Below are 25,078 nucleotides of genomic sequence, written 5' to 3'. Positions count from 1 at the left end.
AAGTCGACATCCAATGGGGACTCGGTCGACAAATCGCCCTTCAGCACCCAAGAGCGGTCGGGGGACCACAGGTCACCCTTCGTCCACCTGTCTCCTTTGGTTCATCTTTTGGGGCGACCCCTTTCCACCCGAAAGTGGGCGTCCTGACACATCGAGACGGGAATTCCTCCCTCCGTGCCACGCTTCCGGAGTGATCAATTCCGAAATCCACAGATCTTCCACACAGCCTGTGGAAAACTCTCCGCCGACTGTGGATCCCTGTGGACAACTCGACCCCAAGTCCCTTTCCGTACAAGGGAATCAGGTCAACCCGGCGCCCGCCACCTGCCTCGTTCCAGGGAGCCGGGCCTCCATTATTGACACGGGAAGCAATTCCCCCATAACGGTACGTAAGGCGTGGTTCGGAATACTGGGTCGTGGGGTGGAACGTCGCACCGGTAGCCTTGACCGCGTGATTGACCTTCGTCTGCTCCGTGAGGACCCCGACCGTGTGCGCGCCTCGCAGCGTGCCCGTGGAGAGGACGTCGCGCTCGTCGACTCCCTCCTGTCTGCCGACGAGCGGCGCAGGTCGTCCGGCGTCCGCTTCGACGAGCTGCGCGCCGAGCAGAAGGCGCTGGGCAAGCTCATCCCCAAGGCCTCGGGTGACGAGAAGGCCGAGCTGCTGAAGCGGGCGAGCGGGCTCGCCGCCGACGTCAAGACCGCCGACGCCGAGCGCGACGCGGCCGACGCCGAGACCCAGGAGCTCCTCCTCCAGCTCGGCAACCTCATCCACCCCGACGTGCCCGTCGGCGGCGAGGAGGACTTCGTCACGCTGGAGACGCACGGCACGATCCGCGACTTCGCCGCCGAGGGGTTCGAGCCCAGGGACCACCTGGAGCTCGGCCAGGTCCTCGGCGCGATCGACGTGGAGCGCGGCGCGAAGGTCTCCGGCTCGCGCTTCTACTTCCTCACCGGTGTCGGCGCCCTGCTGGAGCTGGCGCTGGTGAACGCGGCGATCGCCCAGGCCACCGCGGCCGGCTTCACGCCGATGCTGACCCCCGCGCTGGTCCGCCCCCAGTCGATGGCGGGCACGGGCTTCCTCGGGCAGGCGGCCCAGGACGTCTACCACCTCGACAAGGACGACCTGTACCTGGTCGGCACCTCCGAGGTGCCACTGGCGGCGTACCACATGGACGAGATCATCGACGCCGAGCGCCTGCCGCTGCGGTACGCCGGGTTCTCGCCGTGCTTCCGCCGCGAGGCCGGCTCGCACGGCAAGGACACCAAGGGCATCTTCCGTGTCCACCAGTTCGACAAGGTCGAGATGTTCACCTACGTCCACCCCGAGGACTCGCAGGAGGAGCACCGGCGGTTGCTGGAGTGGGAGAAGCAGTGGCTGACCTCGCTGGAGCTGCCGTTCCGTGTGATCGACGTCGCCTCGGGCGACCTGGGCGCCTCGGCCTCGCGCAAGTTCGACTGCGAGGCGTGGATTCCGACCCAGGGCAAGTACCGCGAGCTGACCTCGACCTCGGACTGCACCGAGTTCCAGTCCCGCCGGCTCCAGATCCGCTTCCGTGACGGCAAGGCGGTCCGCCCGCTGGCGACGCTCAACGGCACGCTGTGCGCCGTCCCGCGCACGATCGTCGCGATCCTGGAGAACCACCAGCAGGCCGACGGCTCCGTGCGGGTGCCGGAGGTGCTGCGTCCCTACCTCGGCGGCCGGGAGGTCCTGGAACCGGTGGCCAAGTGAGACCCGTCGCCGGGCCGTTCCCCTACAAGCTGATCGCGACCGACCTCGACGGGACGCTTCTGCGCTCCGACGGGTCGGTCTCGCGACGCACCCGTGAGACGCTCGCCGCGGCCACCGCGGCAGGTGCCGCGCACTTGGTCGTCACGGGCCGCGCGGTGCCCTGGACCCGGCACGTCCTGGACGACCTCGGCTACCGGGGCCTCGCCGTCTGCGGCCAGGGCGCCCAGGTGTACGACGCCGGGGAGCACCGTCTGCTGACCTCGGTGACCCTGGACCGGCAACTGGCGGCGGTGGCCCTGGCCAAGATCGAGGCGGAGGTCGGTCCGCTGTATCTGGCGGCGAGCCGCGACGGCCTGGACGGCGAGGTGCTGGTCGGTCCCGGCTACGCGGTCGCGGGCCCGCTGCCGGCGACGCCGTTCACGGACGTCGCGGATCTGTGGAGCGCGCCCCTCAACAAGGTCTACGTCCAGCACCCTGACCTCACGGACGACGAACTGGCCGACGTGGCCCGCCGGATCGCGGGCGGTTTCGTCTCGGTCACCATGGCCGGCGAGGGCATCGTCGAACTGCTGCCACTGGGCCTGTCCAAGGCGACGGGGCTTTCGCTGGCCGCGCGGCGGCTGGGTCTGAAGGCGGCGGACGCCATCGCCTTCGGCGACATGCCCAACGACGTCCCGATGTTCGCCTGGGCGTCGCGGGGCGTGGCGATGGCCAACGCGCACGAGGAACTGAAGGCGGTCGCGGACGAGGTGACGGCCTCGAACGACGAGGACGGTATCGCGGTGCTGCTGGAGAAGCTGGCGGGCTGAATCTTCGGTCTCGGCGGAGGATGCACGGATCGAACGTGCGCGGGGATGACCCCGACCGCGGCTTGAACCAAGCCGGTGCCTTGCCACTCGGCCAATCCTCCGGGTGGGCGGCCCACGCGAAGGGATTCGCGTGCTCGAAGCGGCCGCCCCGGGCAGCTCCCCGTGCGAGGCGGGCTCGACGGAGCCGGTAGTTACTCCGGAGCCCGCCGCGGGCTGCCCTGTCGGGAGCTCGGCGTACTGCCGTGCATCGGCATGACCCAGCTCCTCTCCCAGAACGTGGCGCCGGCACGATCCGGCGCGGTGAACACCACCACTGTGCCGTTACGACGGCCTGGGCGCCACCGAATTACCGGGCGCCCAGGGCCTCTTCACCTGCGCCGCCACCGACGCCGGCGGGCCTTGCTGAAGAACCATCCGGCGGGCGGCTCGTCGGAACGCCACGGCTGGGGCTCGGGCTCCTCGCGCCGCCAGCGTGCGGCGAGCATCCGCGCCCGGGCCGAGGGCTCGGTGGTCCCGGCGCCACGTATGAAGTCGGCGTCCAGGACGACGTCGTCCCACGTGTCCCCGCTCGCCCCCCGGCCCTCGCTCTCCGGCACGTCGCCCGCCATCACATCCTCCTGCCGCTTCATCCGCTTTGCCCAGTGTGCCCGGGTGAAGGTGAAGCCTCCGTCAAGGCCGGGCAGGAGCGCCCGGCCCCGAGCGGATGCCTCACTACTCCTCGCCCGCGAGGGTCAGCGACCGCAGTTTCTGTCCGGCGTACCAGGTGGCCAGGACGGTCACCGCCACCAGCAGCACGGTCGCCGTCGGCAGCCCGACGTCGGAGGTGACCATGTCCCCGCCGGAGACCTTGTGCGCCACGGCCAGCGCCCACTGCTGGACGCTCAGCGTGCGCGCCCCGGCCACCAGGGAGCCGAACAGCGCCTCCCAGACCAGCGCGTAGACGAGCCCGAAGACCACCGCGTGCCGGGAGACCGTGCCCAGCAGGAGGAAGAGGGCCGCGTAGGCGATGGAGGCGACCAGCGCGGCCACCGTGTAGGCGACGGCGATCTGCTGTCCGTTGCCGTTGAGGATCAGCCCGGCGACCAGGGTCGGCACCGCGGAGAAGACCATGGTCACCGCGATCGCCACGATCAGCTTGGTGAAGATGATCGTCGACCGCTTGAGCGGCTTGGACAGCAGGTACACCACCGAGCCGTCGTCGATCTCCGGTCCGATCGCCCCGGTGCCGGCGATGACGCCGATGATCGGCACCATGGTGGCGAGCGCGAACCCGCCCAGGACGTTCACCGTGGTCTGGTCGTCGGCTCCGGCGAGGGCGCGGACGGCCGTGGCGATCACGATCAGCAGCAGCGGCAGCGCGCCGAGGATGAGGGCCCGGCGACGGCCGAGCAGGGCCCGGTAGGTGAGCCGGGCGACTGTGGGGTCGTACATCTTCGGCCTCCTACGCCGCGACCAGATACGAGAAGACGGACTCGAGGGACTCGTCTGAGGGCGAGACCGTGTGCAACCGGATGCCGTGGTCCCGGGCGACCCTCGGCAGCAGGGTCGTGAACCGGCCGAAGTCGACGGCCTGGACGCGCAGCGCGCCCTCGGCGAGGTCGACCTCGATGCCGGACGTCGACGGGTCGGCGATCAGCGCGGCCGCCAGTGCCCGGTCGTCGCTGGAACGCACGAGGTAGCGGTGCGGCCGGTCGGTCATCAGGCGGCGGATCCTGCGGAAGTCGCCGCTGGCGGCGTGCCGTCCGGCGACCACGACCTCGATGTGCCAGGCGAGTTGTTCGACCTCCTCCAGGATGTGGGAGGAGAACAGCACGGTGCGGCCCTCGTCGCCCATGCGCCGCAGCAGGTCCATCAACTGCATGCGCTGGCGCGGGTCCATGCCGTTGAACGGCTCGTCGAGCAGGAGCAACGAGGGGTCGTGGACCAGCGCGGAGGCCATCTTCACGCGCTGGCGCATGCCCTTGGAGTAGGTGGAGATCTTCCGGTCCTGCGCGTACTCCATCTCCACGGTGGCGAGGGCCTTCTGGGCGGCCTTGGCGCCCAGGCCGTGCAGTTCGGCGTTGGCGACGACGAACTCGCGGCCGGTGAGGAAGTCGTACATCGCCTCCCGCTCGGGGACGATGCCGATGTGCCGGTAGATCTTCTCGTTGCGCCACACCGCCTGGCCGTCGAGGGTGACCGTGCCGGTGGAGGGGGCGAGGAAGCCGGCCATCATGTTGATCAGCGTGGACTTTCCGGCGCCGTTGGGGCCGAGCAGTCCGGTGACGCCGGGGCCGATCGTCATGGTGATGTCGTTGACGGCGACCACGTTGCCGAACCAGCGGGAGACGTGGTCGATGCTGAGGGTCGTCACAGTCCCACCTTCTTGTAGCGGCGCAGCAGGAGGCCGTACGCGGCGGCGATGACGCCCAGGGCGACGAGGACGTCGACGACGCCCTGTCCGCTGCCCGGGCCGACACCGCCGGGTGCCGAGGAGGTCGCGCCCAGGAAGGCGGTCTGCACGCCGTCGATCAGGGTGACCGGTGAGAACAGGCCGATCCAGGGGATGGCGCCGGAGTTGCTCCGGACCTCCGCGATGGCCTGGAGGGTGGAGACGGCGCCGTAGGATATGACCAGCACGGCGATCACGGCGGCGATGCCGAAGCCGCGCCGGGGTGTGACGGCGGCGATGACGAGGGCGATGCCGGCGAAGAGCAGTGAGAGCAGTGCCACGGAGACGACTCCCTGGGCGAATCCCTTGGTCTGGTCGGCGAAGTCCATCTTGGCCAGCAGCGCGCCCACGTAGAGCACGAGCAGCGGGGCGGCGGTCAGGATGAACAGCGCGGAGGCCAGCGCCGCGTACTTGGCGCGCACGTAGTCGGCGGTCTCGATGGGGCGTGAGAAGTACAGCGGCACGGTCTTGAAGCGCAGGTCGCGCGAGACGGACTGGGGTGCCTGCGAGGCGACGTACAGGCTGATGACGCCCTGCATGATGATGGCGTAGCGCGTGTACTCGATGGGCAGGTCCTTGGCCTTGGTGGCGACCGCGACGGCGACGATGATGGCCGCGGGCACGCACATCACCACGAACAGCAGCATCGGCAGCACCTTGGACTTCACCGAGCGGCCGAGGCCGTAGGCGCCGCGCAGGGACTGCGAGTACAGCGAGCGGCGGGCGTAGGCGCGGCCGAGGCGGGGGCCGTCGTAGCTGCGGTAGCCGATGTTGTGGATGCGGGTCTGGTCACCCGTGGGCGCTGCCGCGGTGTGCTCAACCGCCATGGCCGACCGCCTCCTTCCCCTGTGCGTCGTTCTTCCCCTGTGCGTCGTGCTGTTCGTCGCTGTCCCGGAAGACCTCCGAGATGTGGTGGCGTCGCTGCTCCATGCGCACGAGGCCGAGTCCGAGGTCCACGATCACGTCCCGCACCAGGTCGTAGGTGTCCTCGCCCTGGGCGGTGAGCAGCAGGACGTGTCCCGCGCCCGGCAGGCCGGTGCCGTCCTGGGTCTCCACGCCGCGCGCCTGGAGCGCTTCGCGTACCGCGCGGGTGCCGTCCGGGTGCTCGTCGCTGTCGGTGACCTCGATGGCGAGGGTCGTCGTGGTCTGGGTGAAGTCGGTGGTGGAGCTGGAGCGCAGGAGCTTGCCGCCGTCGACGACGACCACGTGGTCGCAGGTGCGCTCCAGTTCGCCCAGGAGGTGGGAGGTGACCAGGACCGAGATGCCGAAGTCGGTGTGGATGCGGCGGATCAGACCGAGCATGTCGTCGCGGCCGACCGGGTCGAGGCCGTTGGTCGGCTCGTCGAGGAAGACCAGCTGCGGGTCGTGCACCAGGGCCTGGGCGAGCTTCACGCGCTGCTTCATGCCCGTGGAGTAGCCGCCGATGGGGCGGTAGCGCTCCTCGTACAGGCCGACGTGGCGCAGGGTGTCCGCGGTGCGCTCGCGCGCGGCGGTCGGGGGCAGGCCGGACATGCGCGCCATGTGGACGACGAACTCGGTGGCCGAGACGTCGGGCGGCAGGCAGTCGTGCTCCGGCATGTAGCCGACGCGCTCACGGATGGCGGCGCCCTCGGTGGCGACGTCGAGGCCGAGGACCTCGGCGCGCCCCTCGGTGGCGGGGGACAGACCCAGCAGGATCTTGATGAGTGTGGACTTGCCGGCTCCGTTGGCGCCGACGAGTCCGGTCACACCCGGCCCGACGTCCACGGTAAGCCGGTCAAGCGCGGTCACCCGTGGGAACCGCTTGCTCAGGCTTTCGGTCGCGATCACAGTCACGTCTTCGACGGTAGTGATCCGGACCACGCCGGTCGTCAGACCCCAGAGCCGTCTTGGGGTCCCCCTCGAGTATTACGGGGACCCTAGGGGGTGGGCCCTGGGGGCCGGGCGGCCCACGGAGTTCCGGCACCAGGACCGCATTGTTGACGGCTGGTCTAACAAGTGCCAGAGTCGCCAGGACCACGGCACAGGCACAGCACAGGCACGTACGGCAGTCGGATCCGACCCGGGCGGAGGCGAAGTGACGACGCTGAAGGACGCGCGGGAGCGCCGGGTGCGCACGGGCGGGATCGAGCTGTGCGTGGCCGAACTGGGCGATGCCGGGCAGCCGACGGTCGTCCTGGTGCACGGCTATCCGGACAGCAAGGAGGTCTGGTCCGAGGTCGCCGAGCGCCTCGCCGGCCGCTTCCACGTCGTGCTCTACGACGTCCGCGGACACGGCCGCTCCACCGCGCCGCGACCCCTGCGCGGGGGCTTCACCCTGGAGAAGCTGACCGACGACTTCCTGGCGGTCACCGACGCGGTGAGTCCCGGCAGGCCGGTGCACCTGGTGGGACACGACTGGGGCTCGGTGCAGGCCTGGGAGTTCGTCAGCGTCCGGCGCACCGAGGGCCGGATCGCCTCCTTCACCTCGGTGTCCGGGCCGTCCCTCGACCACTTCGGCCACTGGATCGCCGGGCGTGTCAGGCGCCCGACCCCGCGCCGGGTGGTCCAGCTCCTCGGCCAGGGCGCCAAGTCCTGGTACGTGTACCTGCTCCACACGCCCAGGCTGCCCGAGCTGGCCTGGCGCGGCCCGCTCGGCAAGCGCTGGCCGGCCGTTCTGAGGCGCGTCGAGAAGATCCCCGGCGACGACTACCCGACCTCGTCGCTGCCCCGGGACGCGGCGCACGGCGCCTGGCTGTACCGGGACAACGTGCGGGCCCGGCTGCGTGAACCACGGGCCGACGCCCACGCGCACGCGCCGGTGCAGCTCGTCACCCCGCTCGACGACGCCTTCCTCTCGGAGTGCCTGTACGACGACCTGGAGCAGTGGGCTCCCGGGCTGGTGCGCCGCACGCTGCCCGCCGGGCACTGGGTCCCGCGCACCCGGCCCGACCAGCTGGCCACCTGGATCGCCCAGTTCGTCACGGCCACCGAGGGCGGGCAACCGCAGCCGGCCGCCACCGGGAAGTACACCGACCGCTTCGCCGGGCAGCTCGTGCTGGTCACCGGCGCGGGCAGCGGCATCGGACGGGCCACAACATACGCCTTCGCCCGGGCAGGTGCGCGCGTGGTGGCAGTCGACCGGGACGCAGAGGCCGCGGCCCGCACCGCCGAGCGGTCCCGGCAGCTCGGGGCTCCGGCCGCCTGGACCGAGACGGTGGACGTCTCCGACGGGCAGGCCATGGAGGAGCTGGCCGGGAAGGTCCATGCCGAGTACGGAGTGGTGGACGTCCTGGTGAACAACGCGGGCATCGGCCTGTCCGGCTCGTTCTTCGACCACACCCCAGAGGACTGGCGGAAGGTCCTCGACGTCAATCTGTGGGGAGTGATCCACGGCTGCCGCCTGTTCGGGAGGCCCATGGCCGAGCGGGGCCAGGGCGGCCACATCGTCAACACCGCGTCCGCGGCGGCGTACCAGCCGTCGAAGGCCCTGTCCGCCTACAGCACCTCCAAGGCGGCGGTGCTGATGCTGAGCGAGTGCCTGCGCGCGGAACTGGCTGGGCGGGGGATCGGCGTCACGGCGGTCTGTCCCGGCTTCGTCGATACCGCCATCACGTCCACGGCGCACTTCGTGGGCGTCGACATGGAGGAGCAGCGGCGCCGCAGGCAGCGCGCGGCCCGCCTCTACGGATTGCGTGGCTACCCGCCGGAGAAGGTGGCCGACGCGATCCTGCGCGCGGTGGTGCGCGACGAGGCGGTGGTGGCGGTGACCCCGGAGGCCCGCCTCCTGCGCGCGATGTCCCGCTTCAGCCCGGGGGCGCGACGCCGGCTGGCGCGGGCGAAACCACCGCTGGGTACCACGGATCCGGGCCAACGCGCCTGAATCGGCGGCCAGTTGTCCACAGATACGGGTCCCCAGCCTGTGGACAACATCACTTTGCTGTGGATCAAACCTCGCGGGCGAAATTGACCTGCGTGATCCGCGTCTCCCCCAGCATGCTGGGGGCATGGACGAAAGACGCACCGTGAAGGTGTCGAAGTACCTCGCCAAACACCTTCGCCACCAGCCCGAGAGGATCGGGCTCACACTCGACGAGGGCGGCTGGGTCGAAATCGACGCACTGATCACGGCGGCGGCCGCGCACGGCTTCCGGTTCACCCGCGAGGAACTGGACCATGTGGTCGCCACCAACGACAAGCGGCGCTTCGCGATCGAGGGCAGCCGCATCCGCGCCAGTCAGGGCCACACCATCGACGTCGACCTCGGGCTGCCGGCCGCGACGCCGCCGCCGTACCTCTACCACGGGACCGTGGCCGCCAGGCTGGAGGCGATCCGCAGCGAGGGGCTTCGGTCGATGGACCGGCATGACGTACACCTCTCGCCCGACCGCGAGACCGCGACACGTGTCGGCGCCCGCCGTGGTCGCCCGGTCGTCCTCGCGGTGGACGCCAGCGCCATGCACCGCGACGGCCATGTCTTCCATGTCAGCGCCAACGGGGTGTGGCTGACTCAGACCGTGCCGCCCCGGTACCTGCGGTTTTCCGAGACCCGCTGACGATCTCAGCCCTCGGCCGACGGCCCCCCGCGGTGACCGTTTCACGTGAAACACCCGCGAGTGTCTAGGCTCGGGTCCATGAGTCTGCGCCTGAGCACCGTGATCCTTCCGTATCGCCGCTGGCACGAGGGCGGCCGTTCGACATGGACACGTGCCGAACAGCTCGGCTTCCACGCCGCCTACACCTACGACCACCTGTCCTGGCGCAGCTTCCGCGACGGCCCGTGGTTCGGGGCCGTGCCGACACTGACCGCCGCCGCGGCCGTGACGGAGCGGATGCGGCTGGGCACCCTGGTGACCTCAGTCAAGCCTCTTTCGCCTATCACATCCTGAGCTGCGAAGATTCCATTCGGTCGGCGAGCGCAGTGGCCCGGTCAGATGCCGATGAGCCGGACGCGGTCGCCGCACAGGCGGGCCATGTCGTCGACATCGGAGGTCAGCATGGCCACCGGGGCCGGCTGGCGCAGTGCGACCTCGGCCACGGTGGCGTCGATGGCGTACTTGTGGCCGTGCAGACCGGCAGCCTTGAGCAGTCCCGCAGACGCCTTCGCCGCGCTCTCGGTCACCGGCTCGACCTTGACGCGGGAGAGTACCCACTGCAGTCGGGGCATGTTCACCCTCGCATGACTGACCTCCACGATGGTGTTGGCCCCGATGACGAAATCGGCACCCATGGTGTGGAACACCTGGAACATTGCGAGGATCTTGCGGTCCTGAGCGATCCAGGCGGAGAGCCCCTGGGAGTCCAGGACGACGGTCTCGACGTGTTCGATCACGCCGCGCTCGCCGACCCGTCGCTGCCCGCAGCGCCGAAGATCTTGGAGCGGGCCTCGGCCAGCTCCTCCTCGGTGAACGCCCCGTGTTCCTCCTGGTGATGCAGCAGGTCGGCGCCGAGCAACTGATGCCGTAGCTGACGGGCCACCGCCTCGGCGACATATCCGGAGACGTTGTCAGTGAGCTTTCTCAGTTCGGTGACCTGGTCGGTCGGCAGTGTCACTGTAATCCGCGTCGTTTCCGCCATGCCTTGAGCATACTGCGGTATGCGCACGCTCGGGTCCTTCTGGTCTGCGGCTCCTCCGCCCCATGGACCGCAGCCGCGGCGGTCGGGTGGCCTCGGCGTGCACGGTAATCGGCGTCGTCGATGCGCATGTCCCGGACAGTGTGGGGGCATTGCCGAGACGGGGTGGGGTTCGGATGAAGCAGGGCGATGCCGCGTACCTGTCCGCGCTGGACGAGACGATGGAGATCCTTCGGCGCTGGGCGCGAGAAGGCCGCACCGACGGCTGGTACAAGTCCCTCAGTAAAGAACTGAAGGCGAAGGGGCACAACGTCCACTACCGCGGCCCGATCATCAGCCTCCTACTGGGTGACGCCTGCCGCCGGGACAGCCAAGGGCTTGAGCCCATGCTCTCGTCCCTCGTGATCCTCAAGGCAACCGGCAGGTCGGCAGGCGGTACCGCAGGATGAAGTGGTCGATGTTCCGGATCGCCTCGCCCTCGTCCAACTGCCGCTCAGGCCCTGCGGCCTCCAGCAGAAGGGGCGTCAACCACTGGTCGAAGCGGGCGCTCTGCCCGAAGGTGACCAACTGCCCCTTCAACTCGGCGCTGCGCTCGATGAGGTCGGTCAGCGACGGTTCGCCGGCACCTTGATTCGCGCCCTGTACGGCGTCAGCCACGTTCAGCCCTTCCATACGAGCCAGTTCCGTGTGGGGTGTGAGGTGCCCGCACTCAACCGGCCCAGTGACGGTACGCCTCGATCCACTCCGCACCATCGGGCGCCGGGCTGGGCAACGGCAGCTCCAGGATTCCGATCGACTGCCGCGCGCCGCCGCGAGAGCACAAGGCGACGATCCTGCCTTCCGGCGTGAGGTCAACGCCGCGCACGGTTACCTCGACGCCGAGAACCGCGGTGGTGAAGGGCAGGTCGAGGTGCTCCTCAAGCATGGTGAACAGACCGGTCAGCTGCTCGTCCTCGTTGTAGGCGTCGACCGTCACTTCTTCGATCATGGCCTCAAGCTCTGCCGTGTCCAACACGCTCATGGGACAACACTAGCGACCCTCGGGGTGACACCGGGTGGCCATGGCACCGCTGGTATCCCACCTCCGGGGTCGGTGTTGGCCGGTGCCGCGGGCCACCAGATGGCAACTCGGACGACGTAGGGTCACGGTCATGCGTCTGAGCACGGTGATCCTTCCCATCCACCGATGGGACGAAGGACAGAAGATCTGGCGGCGGGCCGAGGACCTCGGGTTCCACGCCGCGTACACCTACGACCACCTGTCGTGGCGGACCTTCCGGGAGGAACCCTGGTTCGGGGCGGCTCCCACGTTGACTGCTGCGGCGACAGCTACACAGAGTGTGCGTTTGGGTACCCTGGTGACCTCGCCGAACTTCCGGCACCCGGTCACTCTCGCCAAGGAGCTGATCTCCCTCGACGACATCTCCGGGGGCCGCATCACGCTCGGCATCGGCGCCGGCGGCACCGGCTTCGATGCCACAGCTCTCGGGCAGGAGCCCTGGACGCCGCGGGAGCGGGCCAACCGCTTCGCCGAGTTCGTGGCGCTGCTCGACCGGCTGCTGACCGAGGACGCGGTGTCGTACGAGGGCAACTTCTACGCGGCGCACGAGGCGCGCAACATCCCCGGCTGTGCGCAGCGGCCCCGGCTGCCCTTCGCCGTGGCCGCGACCGGGCCCCGCGGGCTGCGGCTCGCCGCACGGTACGGGCAGGCCTGGGTGACCACGGGTGACCCGAAGCTCTACGAGAACGGCACGCCGGAGCAGTCCGTCCAGGCCCTTCGCGCCCAGACCGAGAAGCTCGCGGACGCCTGTGCCGCCGCGGGCCGTGACGCCTCCGCGCTCGACAAGGTCCTGCTCACCGGATTCACCCCCGACCGCGGTCGTCCCCTCGAGTCCCTCGACGCGTTCGTCGACTTCGCGGGCCGCCACCGGGAGCTGGGCTTCACCGAGATCGTGATCCACTGGCCGATCCCCGACTCGGACTTCGCCGCGGACCAGAAGGTCTTCGAGCGAATCGCCATGGAAGCACCCTCCCAGCTGACGTGACCGAGGCAACCCCTCAAATGTGCGAACTCTCGCACGATCGTGCGGACATATAGGCGACAATGACGCGGTGACCTCAGCGACTCGACAGCCAGAGACCCCGGCCTCATCCCAGCTCTCGACCTCGTTCGAGCCGGGGGGCACCCCCGGCGTTCCGCCTCGGCTGATCGCCACCGATCTCGACGGCACCCTGCTGCGCGACGACAAGTCGGTCTCCCCGCGCACGATCGCCGCCCTGGCGGCGGCCGAGGAGGCGGGCATCGAGGTCTTCTTCGTCACCGGCCGCCCGGCCCGCTGGATGGACGTGGTCAGCGACCACGTCCACGGCCACGGTCTGGCGATCTGCGGCAACGGCGCCGCCGTGGTCGACCTGCACGGCGGTCCCGGCACCCACCGTTTCGTGAAGGTGCGCGAGCTGGCCCGGGAGAACGCGCTGGAAGCCGTGCGGCTGGTGCGCGAGGCGGCTCCGGGCACGATGTTCGCGGTCGAGCAGACCTACGGCTTCCATCAGGAGCCGGCCTATCCGAAGCTGCACATGGAGGTACCCGACGTCCTCGCGCCGGCCGAGGAGCTGCTGGCGCCGGGCGGAGTCGGTTCAGAGCAGCCGATCCTGAAGATCCTCGCCCACCACCCCACGCTGGCTCCCGACGCCTTCCTCGCCCTCGCCCGCCTCGCCGCCGGGGCGCACGTCTCCATCACCCGGTCCAGCCCCAGCGCCCTGCTGGAGATCAGCGGTCCGGACGTCTCCAAGGCGAGCACGCTGGCCCTGTGCTGTGCCGAGCGCGGCATCTCCCAGGAGGAGGTCGTCGCCTTCGGCGACATGCCGAACGACGTCGAGATGCTCACCTGGGCCGGCCGGTCCTACGCCATGGGCAACGCGCACCCCGCCGCGATCGCCGCGGCGTCCGGACGGACGGTCGCCAACGACGAGGACGGCGTCGCGGTCGTCATCGAGCGGTTGCTGGGCGAGCGGCCGTAGCGGGCGGGCCGCCCGCCGGGGGCGGCCCGCGAGCGGGCCGCTACCCCACGCCCACCAGCAGCTCCGTCTGGGTCTCGCGTTCGACCATCCGCCGCAGCAGCCCCGGCAGCGCGGCCAGTTCCGCGTACGGTCCCCGCTGGACGACGCGCCCCTCGTCGAGGACGATCACCTCGTCCACGGCCTCCAGCCCGGCCAGGCGGTGGGTGATGAGCAGCGTCGTACGGCCCTCGGTGGCGGCCAGCAGATCGGCGGTGAGCGCGTCGGCGGTCGCCAGGTCGAGGTGTTCGGCGGGTTCGTCGAGCACCAGCACCGGGAAGTCGGCGAGCAGCGCGCGGGCCAGGGCCAGCCGCTGACGCTGTCCGCCCGACAGCCGGGCACCGTGCTCGCCGACGAGCGTGTCCAGCCCGTCGGGAAGCGCGTCGACCCAGCCGAGCAGCCGGGCCCGGGCGAGGGCGTCCCGCAGGTCGGCCTCGGTCGCGTCCTTCCTCGCGAGCAGCAGGTTCTCGCGGACCGAGCTGTCGAAGAGGTGCGCGTCCTGGGCGCACAGCCCGACCAGCCGCCGTACGTCGTCGCCGGCCAGGGCGCGGGCGTCGACGCCGCCGACGGTGTACGTGCCCGCCTCCGCGTCGAGGAAGCGCAGCAGCACCTGGGCGAGCGTCGTCTTGCCGGAGCCGGACGGCCCGACCACGGCGACCCTGCGGCCCTCCTGGAGCGTCAGGTCGACTCCGGTGAGCGCTGCCCGGTCCTGCCCCGCGTACCGCGCCGTCAGGTCGCTGACGGTGAGCGGGAACGGCGAGGCGGGCGCCGGCAGGGGCAGCTCCGGTTCGCGGACGGGCTCGGGGGCGTCCAGGACTTCGTGGACCCGCTCCGCGCTGCGGCGTACCTGGTGCCGGTGGCGTACGGCGAGCGGCATGCCGAGGACCGCTTCGAAGGCGGCGAGCGGGGTGAGGACGACGACGGCCATGGCCACGCCGCCGAGCCGCCCGTCGGCGACCGCCTGGACGCCGACCAGGGCGGCCGCCGCGACGGTCAGTCCGGAGATCAGCGCGGTGAGCCCGTCGCCGAGCGCCGTGGCGGTGGCGGCGCGCGAGGCGATCCGGGTGAGCAGCCGGTCGGCCCGCCGGGTTTCGGCGGTGCGGGCGGGCAGGGCGCCGGCGACGGTCAGTTCGGCGGTTCCGGTGAGCAGTTCGGTCACGCGGGTGGCCAGGGCGCCGCGCGCCGGGGCGAGCCGGTGCTCGGCGCGCCGGGCCACGGCCGCGGTGATCACCGGGACGCCCGCCCCTGCGGCGAGCAGACCGGCCGCGAGCACCGCCCCGGCCTCCGGCAGCAGCCAGGCCGTGAAGGCGACGGTGGCGGCGGACACGGTCAGCGCGGCACCGGCGGGCAGCAGCCAGCGCAGCCAGTAGTCCTGGAGCGCGTCCACGTCGGCGACGAGTCGCGTCAGCAGGTCGCCGCGGCGCATCCGGCGCAGCCCCGCGGGCGCCAGCCGCTCCAGCCTCCGGTGGACGGCCACCCGTGTGTCGGCGAGCATCCGCAGCACCGCGTCGTGCGAAACCAGCCGCTCCGCGTACCGGAAGACCGCACGCCCGATGCCGAAGGCCCTGGTCGCCGTGACGGCCACCATCAGGTAGAGCACGGGCGGTTGCTGGGACGCCCGGGAGATGAGCCACCCGGAGGTGGCCATCAGCCCGACCGCGCTGCCGAGCGCCAGGCTGCCCAGCAGCAGCGCGAGGGCGAGCCGGCCGCGCCGGGGGCCGGACATGGCCCGCACCCGGGCGAGGGCGCCTCGCGCGGCGGTGGTGGCCTCGGCCGTGTATTCGGCCGGGGCGGAGGCCGGGTCGGTCTCCGCCGTTCGCACGGAGCGTGTCTCGGCGGCGTGCGTCCGGGCGGTGCGGGCCGGCGTCGGCCCGGCCGACTCGGTCCCGTCGAGACGTACGACCCGGTCCGCCACGTCCAGCAGTGCGGGCCGGTGCACCACGAGCAGCACCGTCCGGCCCGAGGACAGCCGCCGTACCGCGTCCACGACCTCCGCCTCGGTCGCTCCGTCCAGGGCGGCCGTCGGCTCGTCGAGCAGCAGGACGGGCCGGTCGGCGAGGAACGCCCGGGCGAGTGCGAGCCGCTGCCGCTGCCCGGCGGAGAGTCCGGACCCGTCCTCTCCGAGCCGGGTGTCCGTTCCCTCCGGCAGCGCGTCCACGAACTCCAGGGCACCGGCGTCGGCGAGCGCTCCGCGCACGGCGGTGTCGTCGGCGTCGGGCCGGGCCAGCCGTACGTTCTCGGCGATCGTTCCCGCGTACAGGTGCGGCCGCTGTGGGACCCAGGCGATGCGCGAGCGCCACTGCTCCAGGTCGATGTCGGCGAGATCGGCCTCCGCGACGCGCACCTGGCCCGCGCTGGGCCTCGCGAACCCCAGCAGGACGTTCAGCAGGGTCGACTTGCCCGCGCCGCTCGGTCCGACGAGCGCGACCGTCTCCCCCGGCCGTACGAAGAAGGACACATCCGTCACCGCGTCCGCGGACCGCCCGGGATAGCGGACGCTGACGTCCTCGAAGGTCAGGGCGCCGGTGGGCACGGCCCCGGTGCCGGACTCGGGCACCGGGGTCTCCAGCACGGCGAAGATCTCCTCGGCGGCCGCCATTCCCTCCGCCGCCGCGTGGTACTGCGCGCCCACCTGTCGCAGCGGCAGGTACGCCTCGGGTGCGAGCACCAGGATGACCAGCCCGGTGTAGAGGTCCACGTCGCCGCTCACGAGCCGCATGCCGATCGTCACGGCGACCAGCGCCACCGACAGCGTGGCGAGCAGTTCCAGGGCGAAGGAGGACAGAAAGGCGATCCGCAGCGTGCGCATGGTCGCCCGCCGGTACTCCCCGGTGATCCGCCGGATCGACTCCGCCTGTGCCTTGGCCCGGCCGAACACCTTCAGGGTCGGCAGTCCGGCGACGACGTCCAGGAAGTGGCCCGACAGCTGGGACAGCAGCCGCCACTGGCGGTCCATGCGGGACTGCGTGGCCCAGCCGATCAGCATCATGAAGACGGGGATGAGGGGCAGGGTGGCGACGATGATGGCCGCCGAGACCCAGTCCTCGGTGACGATCCGGGCGAGCACCGCCACCGGGACGGCCACGGCCAGCCCCAACTGCGGCAGATAGCGCGAGAAGTAGTCGTCCAGGGCGTCGACACCCCGCGTCGCCAGGGCCACGAGCGAACCCGTGCGCTGCCCGCTCAGCCAGCCGGGGCCGAGCGCCGCCGCACGCTCCAGCAGCCGCCCGCGCAGCTCGGACTTCACCGCCGCACTCGCCCGGTGCGCGGCGAGCTCGGTCAGCCAGGCGACCAGCGCACGGCCGCAGGCGACAAGGACCAACAGCAGAAGGGGGGTGCGGAGTTCGGCGACCGGCATCCGGTGCTGGAAGGCGCCCACCACCACCTCGGCGATGAGCATCGCCTGAGCGATGACCAGGCATGCCCCGATGGCGCCCAGTCCCACGACGGCCACCAGGAAGAGCCGGGTGGCACGGGCGTGACGCAGAAGTCGCGGATCAATCGGTTTCATCGAGAACATGCCCTTCGGCCCCGAGGGTGTGTTTCACGTGAAACACACCCTCATCGGACTCAGTGCGCGGGTTCGGCGAGGTGCTGCGTGCCGATCCGCTTGCGGAACATCCAGTAGGTCCACCCCTGGTAGAGCAGGACGATCGGCGTGGCGATCCCCGCGCACCAGGTCATGATCTTCAGGGTGTACGGGCTGGACGATGCGTTGGTGACCGTCAGGCTCCAGTCCGCGTTGAGCGTGGACGGCATGACGTTCGGGAAGAGCGACAGGAACAGCATCGCCACGGCGGCCACGATGGTGACGCCCGACAGCGCGAACGCCCAGCCCTCGCGCCTCGCCTGGTTCGCCACCATCGCGGACACCAGGGTGACCACCGCCACGACGAGCGCCACCAGGCTCCTGCCGTTGCCCGTATGAGCCTGCGTCCACAGCAGGAAGGCCAGTGCCGCCACGGCCGTCAGCAGCCCCACGCGCAGGGCCAGCTTCCGCGCTCGCTCGCGGATGTCACCGACGGTCTTCAGAGCCGTGAACACCGTGCCGTGGAAGGTGAACAGCGTCAGGGTGACCAGGCCGCCGAGGAGCGCGTAGGGGTTGAGCAGGTCGCCGACCCCGCCGACGTACTCGAGGTTCCGGTCGATCTTCACCCCGTGCACGATGTTGCCGAAGGCCACGCCCCACAGGAAGGCGGGGATCAGAGAACACCAGAAGATCGCGTTCTCCCAGTTGCGCTGCCAGCTCTCCTCGGGCCGCTTGGCCCGGTACTCGAAGGCGACTCCGCGCACGATCAGGCAGACCAGGATCACCAGCAGCGGCAGGTAGAAGCCGGAGAAGAGGGTGGCGTACCACTCCGGGAAGGCGGCGAAGGTGGCGCCGCCCGCCGTGAGCAGCCAGACCTCGTTGCCGTCCCAGACCGGGCCGATGGTGTTGATCAGCACCCGCTTCTCGGGCCGGTTCCGGGCCAGCAGCTTGGTGAGAACACCGACCCCGAAGTCGAAGCCCTCCAGGAAGAAGTAGCCGGTCCACAGGACGGCGATGAGAACGAACCAGACGTCGTGCAGTTCCATGGCTGTGCAGCTCCCTCGGCCTAGTACGAGAAGGCCATCGGCTTGTCGGCGTCACGCTCGTCGCCGCCGATCTTCGTGGGCGGGTTGAGGTCGGCCTCCGTCAGCTCGGGCGGGCCGGCCTTCACGTACTTCGCCAGCAGCTTGACCTCGATCACGGCGAGGACGGCGTAGAGCAGCGTGAAGACGGTCATCGAGGTGAGGACCTCGCCCTGGGAGACGCCGGGGGAGACCGCGTGCCGGGTCTGCAGCACGCCGTAGACGACCCACGGCTGGCGGCCCATCTCGGTGAAGATCCAGCCCCAGGAGTTGGCGATCAGCGGGAAGGCCAGCGTCCAGATCGCGATGCGCCAGTACCAGGTGGTCAGCTTCGGGCTGAGCTTCTTGTTCGGCAGCAGCACCAGATGGGGCACCTCGTCGTCGCCGACCCGCAGATGCCGTGGCAGCAGGAACTTCTTGCGGGTCAGCCACAGTCCGGCGAGGCCGATGGCGAAGGACGCCATGCCGAACCCGATCATCCAGCGGAATCCCCAGTAGGCGACGGGGATGTTGGGCCGGTAGTCGCCGGGCCCGAACTGCTTCTGCTCGGCCTTGTTGACGTCGTTGATGCCGGGGACGTGGGAGGTGAAGTCGTCGTTGGCCAGGAAGGAGAGCAGGCCGGGTATCTCGATGGCCACCGTGTTGTGACCCTTGTCCACGTCGCCGTAGGCGAAGACCGAGAACGGCGCCGGTGCCTGTCCGTCCCACAGCGCCTCGGCCGCGGCCATCTTCATCGGCTGCTGCTTGAACATGACCTTGCCGAGGACGTCACCGCTGACCGCGGTGAGCAGGCCGGCGATGACGACCGTGACCAGGCCGAGCCGCAGCGAGGTCTTCATCTCGCGCACGTGCTTCTTGCGGGCGAGGTGGTAGGCGGCTATGCCGACCATGAAGGCGCCACCGGTCAGGAAGGCGGCCGCGAGCGTGTGGAAGGCCTGGCTGAGTGCCGTGTTCTGGGTCAGCACCGCCCAGAAGTCGGTGAGTTCGGCGCGCCCCTTGGCCTTGTTGATCCGGTAGCCGACGGGGTGCTGCATCCAGGAGTTGGCCGCGAGGATGAAGTACGCCGACAGGATCGTGCCGAGCGACACCATCCACATGCAGGCCAGGTGGATCTTCTTGGGCAGCTTGTCCCAGCCGAAGATCCACAGTCCGATGAACGTGGACTCGAAGAAGAACGCGATCAGTGCCTCGAAGGCGAGCGGGGCACCGAAGATGTCACCGACGAAGCGTGAGTAGTCCGACCAGTTCATGCCGAACTGGAACTCCTGCACGATGCCGGTGACCACACCCATGGCGATGTTGATCAGGAAGAGCTTGCCCCAGAACTTGGTGGCCCTGAGGTACTTCTCCTTCTCCGTGCGCACCCAGGCGGTCTGCAGTCCGGCCGTCAGGGCGGCCAGCGAGATCGTCAGGGGAACGAACAGGAAGTGGTAGACGGTCGTGATGCCGAACTGCCAGCGCGCCAGTGTCTCCGGCGCCAAAGCCAGGTTCACGTCGTCACTCTCCTTACGTCACCGCGATCACGGCGGTTGATCCCGATGTGACCTGCACAACAGGCAACAATCGGACTCACTTGTGAACGCGTTCACATTCACAAGCAATTATGACCCACCGACTTTCAGACGAGGAAGGGGGTCCCCCGGAACCCGGGGGACCCCCTTCTCGCCGCGCTCCTCGCGCGCTCCCGCGTCGCCTTCGGCCGACCGAGGACCGGCTCGTGTCCGGCCGGATCAGGCCCGACCCGGATCAGACGCAACCTGATCAGTCGTGGCCGAATCGGACATGGCTCGATCGGGCATGGCCGGATCAGATCTCCTTGCGGAACGCCTCCGCCGTCTTCAGGAAGATGTCGTTCGCCTCGGTCTCCCCGACGGTCACCCGCACGCCCTCACCCGCGAACGGCCGGACCACCACGCCGGCCCGCTCGCAGGCCTCGGCGAAGGGGACCGTCCGCTCCCCCAGCCGCAGCCACACGAAGTTGGCGTGCGTCTCGGGCACCGTCCAGCCCTGTGCGCGCAGCGTGTCGACCACCCGGGTGCGCTCGCAGACCAGCGAGCCGACCCGGCCCAGCAGCTCGTCCTCGGCGCGCAGCGACGCGATCGCCGCCTCCTGCGCGAGCTGGCTCACGCCGAACGGCACGGCCGTCTTGCGCAGCGCCGCCGCCACCGGCTCGTGGGCGATGGCGAAGCCGACACGCAGCCCGGCGAGGCCGTACGCCTTCGAGAACGTGCGCAGCACGCAGACGTTCGGCCGGTCGCGGTAGAGCGTCACGCCGTCCGGCACCTCGGCGTCGCGGATGAACTCACGGTAGGCCTCGTCCAGGACCACCAGCACGTCGGAGGGCACGCGGTCGAGGAACCGTTCCAGCTCGGCCCGCCGCACCACCGTGCCGGTCGGGTTGTTCGGGTTGCAGACGAAGATCAGACGCGTGCGTTCGGTGATCGCGTCCGCCATCGCGTCCAGGTCGTGCACGTCACCGGGCGTCAGCGGGACCTGCACCGAGGTCGCCCCGCTGATCTGCGTGATGATCGGGTACGCCTCGAAGGACCGCCAGGCGTACATGACCTCGTCGCCGGGTCCGCTGGTGGCCTGGATCAGCTGCTGGGCGACACCGACGGAACCGGTGCCCGTGGCCACGTGCGAGGCCGGCACGCCGAAGCGCTCGGCCAGTTCGTTGGTCAGGCCCGTGCACGCCATGTCCGGGTAGCGGTTGAAGGCGGCGGCGGCCGTCGTCACCGTCTCCATCACCCCCGGCAGCGGCGGGTAGGGGTTCTCGTTCGAGGACAGCTTGTACGCCACCGGGCCGCCGGCCGCGGCGGGCTTCCCCGGCTTGTAGGTGGGGATACCCTCCAGCTCGGCACGCAGCTTCGGGCTTGTCTCGCTCACCGCAGTCCTCCTCGTGACCACCACCGGCATCCAATACTGCACACCTTAAGAGGATTGGGCGCCGCTGCGTATGGGGCGGAGACCATCACCTCGCGCGAAGGCGGGCCACGTCCGTCACACCGACATCGACGGCATCGACGGCACGCCCGTACGAACACGTACGAATTGGGGGGCGCGTCACACATATATCTACGCGCCGGTGGCTTGCGCCGTGGCGCGCATCCCCCGTGAAGGTGAGTTGAGACCTCTTCGAGACATCGAGGGCTCGACAGGCCCATGCGTGCCACCAGGTCACGTCCTAACATGACACCGGGTAACTGACATGGTTTCAAAGGCACTTGCCCCCCATTGACCATGCAGAAACGTGCCTGTCAACGCGTGCATATGCGTCCGCACTACCCCACCGCAAGAGCCCTACTATCGGCTCGCCATGACAGCAGCAGGGAAGCACCAGGTGAGCCGCGCGGAAACCTCACGCCGAGGAAGCCGGCCGGGCCGGGCGGGCATCAGAGACGTGGCCGCCGCCGCCGGAGTCTCCATCACGACCGTCTCCGACGCCCTCAACGGCAAGGGACGGCTCCCCGACGCCACCCGGCGCCATGTCCGCGAGGTCGCCGACCGGCTGGGGTACCGCCCGTCGGCCGCGGCCCGCACGCTCCGTACCGGCAAGTCGGGCCTCATCGGTCTGACCGTGACCACGTACGGGGATGAACCTTTCACCTTCACCGAGTTCGCGTACTTCGCCGAGATGGCCCGGGCGGCCACCTCCGCCGCGCTCGCCCGCGGCTACGCCCTCGTCATCCTGCCCGCGACCTCGCGCCACGACGTGTGGTCGAACGTCGCCCTGGACGGCACGGTCGTCATCGACCCCTCCGACCAGGACCCCGTCGTCAGCGAACTGGTGCGGCAGGGCTTACCGGTGGTCAGCGACGGCCGCCCGGCCGGGGCGCTCCCGGTCACCGCCTGGGTCGACAACGACCACGAAGCCGCCGTCCTCGGCATCCTCGACCACCTCGCCGAGGCCGGCGCCCGCCGCATCGGCCTGCTCACCGGCACCACGACGGACACCTACACCCACCTGTCGACGACCGCCTACCTCCAGTGGTGCAAGCGGGTCGGCCAGGACCCGGTGTACGAGGCCTACCCCGCCCACGACCCGTGCGCGGGCGCCGTCGCCGCCGACCGGCTGCTGGCCCGCCCCGACCGTCCCGACGCCGTCTACGGACTGTTCGACCCGAACGGCACCGACCTGCTCGCCGCCGCCCGCCGCTACGGCCTGCGCGTCCCCGACGACCTGCTGCTGGTGTGCTGCAGCGAGTCCACGGTGTACGCCAGCACCGAGCCGCCCATCACCACGCTCTCCCTGAAGCCACGCCGGATCGGCACGGCCGTCGTCCAGCTCCTCATCGACGCCATCGAAGGGGTCGAGTCGGACCAACCGGTCGAGCAGGTCATACCGACCGAGCTGATCGTGCGCACCTCGTCCCAGCGGCGCACCCAGCGCAGGACGGTCAGCCCGCCCCGCGCGTCGGAGGACCGCTAGGACACGACTGACCCCTCGGCCGCCCGGGACTCGGGTGGCCGCGGGGTAGCCGAAGACTGCCCAATCGGGGCGAAAGCCACGGTGAACCGGAGTCCAGTCCCGATTCACCACCCCTGGGTCATCACATGGCGCGATCCGCGTTCCTATGATGGGCCCACGACACCGCGGGCCGCTGCGACCAGGCAGTCCGAAGCGGTGCAGAGGCGGCGCGATGGTGGAGGGGTCGATGACTCAGGGGGCCGGTCAGGGACCCGAGGTGGAGCGGACGGCTACGCTGCGCGACTTCCGGGTGCCCGCGTACGTGAACGAGACCGGCCAGTACGCCCATGGCGCGCATCCCGCCGAAACGGCGCGGCCGGCCGACAAGGCCCCCGCGGCGCCCAAGGAGGGCTACTCGGCCGCGTACACGCCCACCGAGCGCGACCTGCCGGTCATCAAGCGCGCTGACACGCTTCAGGCGGCGGTCGACCCGGCCTCCGCGCCGACCCGGCAGTCCGCCGCCGGCCCGGGCCCGCTCTACGTCGTCGGTGACGTGCACGGATACCTCGACCAGCTGGTCGCCGCGCTCCAGGCCAAGGGACTCGTCGACTCCGCCGGCCAGTGGTGCGCGGGCACCGCGCGGCTGTGGTTCCTGGGCGACTTCACCGACCGCGGCCCGGACGGCATCGGCGTCATCGACCTCGTGATGCGGCTGTCCGCCGAGGCGGCCGCGGCCGGCGGCTACTGCAAGGCCCTCATGGGCAACCACGAGCTGCTGCTGCTCGGCGCCAAGCGGTTCGGCGACACCCCCGTCAACTCCGGCGCGGGCACCGCGACCTTCCAGGCGGCCTGGCTGCTCAACGGCGGCCAGAAGTCCGACATGGACCGCCTCCAGGACCACCACCTGCAGTGGATGGCGCGTCTCGACGCCGTCGAGGCGGTCGACGGCTACCTGCTCGTGCACTCGGACACCACCTCCTACCTCGAGTACGGCGCCTCGATCGAAGAGGTCAACGACACCGTCCGCGAGACGCTCACCCGCAACGACGTGAACGAAGTCTGGGAACTGTTCCGCAAGTTCACCAAGCGCTTCTCCTTCCGCGACGAGGGCGGCGCCGACGCCGTACGCTCCCTGCTCGATACGTACGGCGGCACCCGAATCGTTCACGGCCACAGCCCCATTCCCTATCTGCTGGGCGAAGTCGGCTCCGAGGAGGGCGAGGAATCCGCCGGTCCGGTCGTGGAGGGACCGCACGTCTACGCCGACGGACTCGCCATCGCGATGGACGGCGGCGTGACCATGGCCGGAAAACTGCTGGTCGAACAACTGCCCCTCGGCATCTGACCGTTCACCGGGCAGCCCGCCCAGCGGAGACGACCGCGCAGGTCGCCACCCAATTTGTGGAAACCCCCTGTCACCGCGCGCCGTCACGGCTCTACCATCGGCTTATCCGTAGCAGGCTCCCCTCCGTTTCTGCCCGACGGCTCGCCGCCATGCGAGCCCCAAGCCCTACGGAGCATCGGGGGATGCACATGAACAGCGTTCCGCAGCACCTGCTGAGCGAGGACCGCCAGGAATACGAGCGGATCCTCGATGAGGCGCTGCGCGCCGCCCCGCACCACCTGGAACCGACCGCTGCCGGGCAGCGGCTCAACTCGGAACAACTGCGCACCATGGCGCTGAGCGCCACCGCGGTCATAACGGCGACCGCGGCGACCGAGTACCACCACTACGTCAAGCTCCGCGAGGAACTGCGGCGGCCGGCGCCGGCCGTCCCGTCCTCCCTCACCGAGGCCGGCTCCGCGGATCCTGGCGGACCGGTCCGACTGGCCGCCACCATGGACGAGGCCGCCGAGACCCACGGCGCGGGCGCGGGCGCCGTCGTCGCGGTGCTCGCCCCCGTCCTCGCGGGCACCGCCGCGGCCCTCTTCCTGCTCCTCGGCTACATCCTGAGGATGCTGGACCCGGCCCAGGCGTTCGCCCAGTCCATGATCACGGCGGGCTGGGTGTTCGGCGCCCTGACGGCGGCCGCGATCCTCGCCGCCGCGGCCGGGCTGCTGCTCACCGCGCTGCGCAACCGGCCCTCGCTCCACAGCGACACCTACGCCGAACTGGGCGAGGAGGTCGCCCAGGCCAGGGATGCCTGGCAGGAGGCCCTGCTCGAACGGGGCATCCTGCCGTTCCTGCACGAGGCGCTCGCCGATCCCCGCTCCCCCTCCGCGGGGTATACGGGCCCGGCGGCACCGACCGGCCGTATGCCGCAACTGGGCTACGACCGGCCGGGTTTCAGCAGCCCGGACGACGGAGCCCCGACCCGCCGCCCGCGCTTCTCCAGCCCCGACTTCAGCAGCCCGGACTTCGGAGGCCCGGAACACCAGCCGGAGTAACCAGCACCAGCGCCTCTCCCTGAGCCCACCCTCTCGTCCTCGCCCCCACCGGCGCCGGGCGCACGTCCCGGGAGCAACCGGAGCGGTGCCCTTGCCCACTCGCCGAGAGCACC

General features: G+C 70.5%; 23 protein-coding genes, 1 tRNA gene and 1 pseudogene. 11 read left to right on the top strand and 14 right to left on the bottom strand.

Annotated elements, in window-relative coordinates:
* Nucleotides 1–451 precede the first annotated feature (451 nt).
* Nucleotides 452–1,729 (top strand): serine--tRNA ligase, encoded by a 1,278-nt coding sequence (gene serS / locus ACIP4X_RS26655; RefSeq protein ID WP_358732076.1) that lies wholly within the window; start codon nucleotides 452–454, stop codon nucleotides 1,727–1,729.
* Nucleotides 1,726–2,538, top strand: coding sequence for an HAD family hydrolase (locus tag ACIP4X_RS26650; RefSeq protein WP_401350963.1), 813 nt, complete (start codon nucleotides 1,726–1,728; stop codon nucleotides 2,536–2,538). The genes serS and ACIP4X_RS26650 overlap by 4 nt, the downstream gene beginning before the upstream one ends.
* A gap of 14 nt (nucleotides 2,539–2,552) precedes the next feature.
* Here ACIP4X_RS26650 and ACIP4X_RS26645 read toward each other — a convergent pair.
* The 6 genes from ACIP4X_RS26645 to ACIP4X_RS26620 all read right to left on the bottom strand — a co-directional run bounded on the left by ACIP4X_RS26645 (nucleotide 2,553) and on the right by ACIP4X_RS26620 (nucleotide 6,823).
* Nucleotides 2,553–2,639, bottom strand: a tRNA-OTHER gene (locus ACIP4X_RS26645).
* A gap of 267 nt (nucleotides 2,640–2,906) precedes the next feature.
* The gene (locus ACIP4X_RS26640) at nucleotides 2,907–3,146 is read right to left on the bottom strand and encodes a hypothetical protein (RefSeq protein WP_401350961.1); all 240 of its coding nucleotides are present in this window, start codon (nucleotides 3,144–3,146) and stop codon (nucleotides 2,907–2,909) included.
* Nucleotides 3,147–3,249: 103 nt separating this feature from the next.
* The gene (locus ACIP4X_RS26635) at nucleotides 3,250–3,969 is read right to left on the bottom strand and encodes an ABC transporter permease (protein WP_358732082.1); all 720 of its coding nucleotides are present in this window, start codon (nucleotides 3,967–3,969) and stop codon (nucleotides 3,250–3,252) included.
* Between the two features lie 10 nt (nucleotides 3,970–3,979).
* Nucleotides 3,980–4,891, bottom strand: a complete 912-nt coding sequence (locus tag ACIP4X_RS26630) for an ABC transporter ATP-binding protein (protein WP_358732084.1) — start codon at nucleotides 4,889–4,891, stop codon at nucleotides 3,980–3,982.
* Nucleotides 4,888–5,796, bottom strand: coding sequence for an ABC transporter permease (locus ACIP4X_RS26625; RefSeq protein WP_391459002.1), 909 nt, complete (start codon nucleotides 5,794–5,796; stop codon nucleotides 4,888–4,890). The genes ACIP4X_RS26630 and ACIP4X_RS26625 overlap by 4 nt, the downstream gene beginning before the upstream one ends.
* The gene (locus tag ACIP4X_RS26620) at nucleotides 5,786–6,823 is read right to left on the bottom strand and encodes an ATP-binding cassette domain-containing protein (RefSeq protein ID WP_391459043.1); all 1,038 of its coding nucleotides are present in this window, start codon (nucleotides 6,821–6,823) and stop codon (nucleotides 5,786–5,788) included. Before ACIP4X_RS26620 ends, ACIP4X_RS26625 begins: the two co-directional genes overlap by 11 nt.
* Here ACIP4X_RS26620 and ACIP4X_RS26615 point away from each other — a divergent pair.
* From ACIP4X_RS26615 to ACIP4X_RS26605, 3 genes and pseudogenes are all read left to right on the top strand, one after another.
* A complete protein-coding gene (locus ACIP4X_RS26615; protein ID WP_401350959.1) occupies nucleotides 6,798–8,810 on the top strand; it encodes an SDR family oxidoreductase in 2,013 nt (670 codons plus the stop codon). The two genes, ACIP4X_RS26620 and ACIP4X_RS26615, sit on opposite strands and share 26 nt — an antisense overlap.
* A gap of 124 nt (nucleotides 8,811–8,934) precedes the next feature.
* Nucleotides 8,935–9,483 (top strand): RNA 2'-phosphotransferase, encoded by a 549-nt coding sequence (locus tag ACIP4X_RS26610; RefSeq protein ID WP_401350957.1) that lies wholly within the window; start codon nucleotides 8,935–8,937, stop codon nucleotides 9,481–9,483.
* A gap of 78 nt (nucleotides 9,484–9,561) precedes the next feature.
* Nucleotides 9,562–9,810: pseudogene (locus ACIP4X_RS26605) on the top strand (LLM class flavin-dependent oxidoreductase); the annotation flags it as partial.
* Nucleotides 9,811–9,857: 47 nt separating this feature from the next.
* Here the strand turns inward: ACIP4X_RS26605 and ACIP4X_RS26600 are convergent.
* Nucleotides 9,858–10,259, bottom strand: coding sequence for a DNA-binding protein (locus ACIP4X_RS26600; protein WP_401350955.1), 402 nt, complete (start codon nucleotides 10,257–10,259; stop codon nucleotides 9,858–9,860).
* Nucleotides 10,256–10,504: a hypothetical protein gene (locus tag ACIP4X_RS26595; RefSeq protein WP_391459006.1), complete on the bottom strand. Its 249-nt coding sequence runs from the start codon at nucleotides 10,502–10,504 to the stop codon at nucleotides 10,256–10,258. The genes ACIP4X_RS26600 and ACIP4X_RS26595 overlap by 4 nt, the downstream gene beginning before the upstream one ends.
* 62 nt (nucleotides 10,505–10,566) lie before the next feature.
* Between ACIP4X_RS26595 and ACIP4X_RS26590 the strand changes: the two genes are divergently transcribed.
* Nucleotides 10,567–10,950 (top strand): hypothetical protein, encoded by a 384-nt coding sequence (locus ACIP4X_RS26590; protein ID WP_401350953.1) that lies wholly within the window; start codon nucleotides 10,567–10,569, stop codon nucleotides 10,948–10,950.
* Here ACIP4X_RS26590 and ACIP4X_RS26585 read toward each other — a convergent pair.
* Nucleotides 10,910–11,158: a hypothetical protein gene (locus ACIP4X_RS26585; RefSeq protein ID WP_358732096.1), complete on the bottom strand. Its 249-nt coding sequence runs from the start codon at nucleotides 11,156–11,158 to the stop codon at nucleotides 10,910–10,912. The two genes, ACIP4X_RS26590 and ACIP4X_RS26585, sit on opposite strands and share 41 nt — an antisense overlap.
* A 52-nt stretch (nucleotides 11,159–11,210) precedes the next feature.
* A complete protein-coding gene (locus ACIP4X_RS26580; RefSeq protein ID WP_358732097.1) occupies nucleotides 11,211–11,522 on the bottom strand; it encodes a calcium-binding protein in 312 nt (103 codons plus the stop codon).
* Between the two features lie 130 nt (nucleotides 11,523–11,652).
* Between ACIP4X_RS26580 and ACIP4X_RS26575 the strand changes: the two genes are divergently transcribed.
* Together ACIP4X_RS26575 and ACIP4X_RS26570 are read left to right on the top strand one after the other, a co-directional pair.
* The gene (locus tag ACIP4X_RS26575) at nucleotides 11,653–12,546 is read left to right on the top strand and encodes an LLM class flavin-dependent oxidoreductase (RefSeq protein WP_401350951.1); all 894 of its coding nucleotides are present in this window, start codon (nucleotides 11,653–11,655) and stop codon (nucleotides 12,544–12,546) included.
* Between the two features lie 67 nt (nucleotides 12,547–12,613).
* The gene (locus ACIP4X_RS26570) at nucleotides 12,614–13,522 is read left to right on the top strand and encodes a Cof-type HAD-IIB family hydrolase (RefSeq protein WP_401350949.1); all 909 of its coding nucleotides are present in this window, start codon (nucleotides 12,614–12,616) and stop codon (nucleotides 13,520–13,522) included.
* A 40-nt stretch (nucleotides 13,523–13,562) separates the two neighbouring features.
* Here ACIP4X_RS26570 and cydD read toward each other — a convergent pair whose 3' ends face one another.
* From cydD to hisC, 4 genes are all read right to left on the bottom strand, one after another.
* Nucleotides 13,563–17,069 (bottom strand): thiol reductant ABC exporter subunit CydD, encoded by a 3,507-nt coding sequence (gene cydD / locus ACIP4X_RS26565; protein WP_401350947.1) that lies wholly within the window; start codon nucleotides 17,067–17,069, stop codon nucleotides 13,563–13,565.
* 59 nt (nucleotides 17,070–17,128) lie between these two features.
* Nucleotides 17,129–18,133, bottom strand: coding sequence for a cytochrome d ubiquinol oxidase subunit II (cydB, locus tag ACIP4X_RS26560; protein ID WP_401350945.1), 1,005 nt, complete (start codon nucleotides 18,131–18,133; stop codon nucleotides 17,129–17,131).
* A 20-nt stretch (nucleotides 18,134–18,153) separates the two neighbouring features.
* On the bottom strand, nucleotides 18,154–19,662 hold the full coding sequence (locus ACIP4X_RS26555) for a cytochrome ubiquinol oxidase subunit I (protein WP_401350943.1): 1,509 nt from the start codon (nucleotides 19,660–19,662) through the stop codon (nucleotides 18,154–18,156).
* A gap of 313 nt (nucleotides 19,663–19,975) precedes the next feature.
* The gene (hisC, locus tag ACIP4X_RS26550) at nucleotides 19,976–21,055 is read right to left on the bottom strand and encodes a histidinol-phosphate transaminase (protein WP_358732104.1); all 1,080 of its coding nucleotides are present in this window, start codon (nucleotides 21,053–21,055) and stop codon (nucleotides 19,976–19,978) included.
* Between the two features lie 430 nt (nucleotides 21,056–21,485).
* Here hisC and ACIP4X_RS26545 point away from each other — a divergent pair, with 430 nt between their 5' ends.
* The 3 genes from ACIP4X_RS26545 (at nucleotide 21,486) to ACIP4X_RS26535 (ending at nucleotide 24,965) form a co-directional block, all read left to right on the top strand.
* A complete protein-coding gene (locus tag ACIP4X_RS26545) occupies nucleotides 21,486–22,598 on the top strand; it encodes a LacI family DNA-binding transcriptional regulator (RefSeq protein ID WP_100570486.1) in 1,113 nt (370 codons plus the stop codon).
* A gap of 226 nt (nucleotides 22,599–22,824) precedes the next feature.
* Entirely contained in the window at nucleotides 22,825–23,922 is a 1,098-nt protein-coding gene (locus tag ACIP4X_RS26540) for a metallophosphoesterase (protein ID WP_401350940.1), read from the top strand.
* 182 nt (nucleotides 23,923–24,104) lie between these two features.
* On the top strand, nucleotides 24,105–24,965 hold the full coding sequence (locus ACIP4X_RS26535) for a hypothetical protein (RefSeq protein ID WP_358732107.1): 861 nt from the start codon (nucleotides 24,105–24,107) through the stop codon (nucleotides 24,963–24,965).
* Nucleotides 24,966–25,078: the final 113 nt, after the last annotated feature.

The sequence above is a fragment of the Streptomyces sp. NPDC088817 genome (assembly GCF_044750345.1).
In the GTDB taxonomy this organism is placed as follows: Bacteria; Actinomycetota; Actinomycetes; order Streptomycetales; family Streptomycetaceae; genus Streptomyces.
Note: the sequence above shows the minus strand (reverse complement) of the source record. Positions and strands in the feature narration are given on the sequence as shown.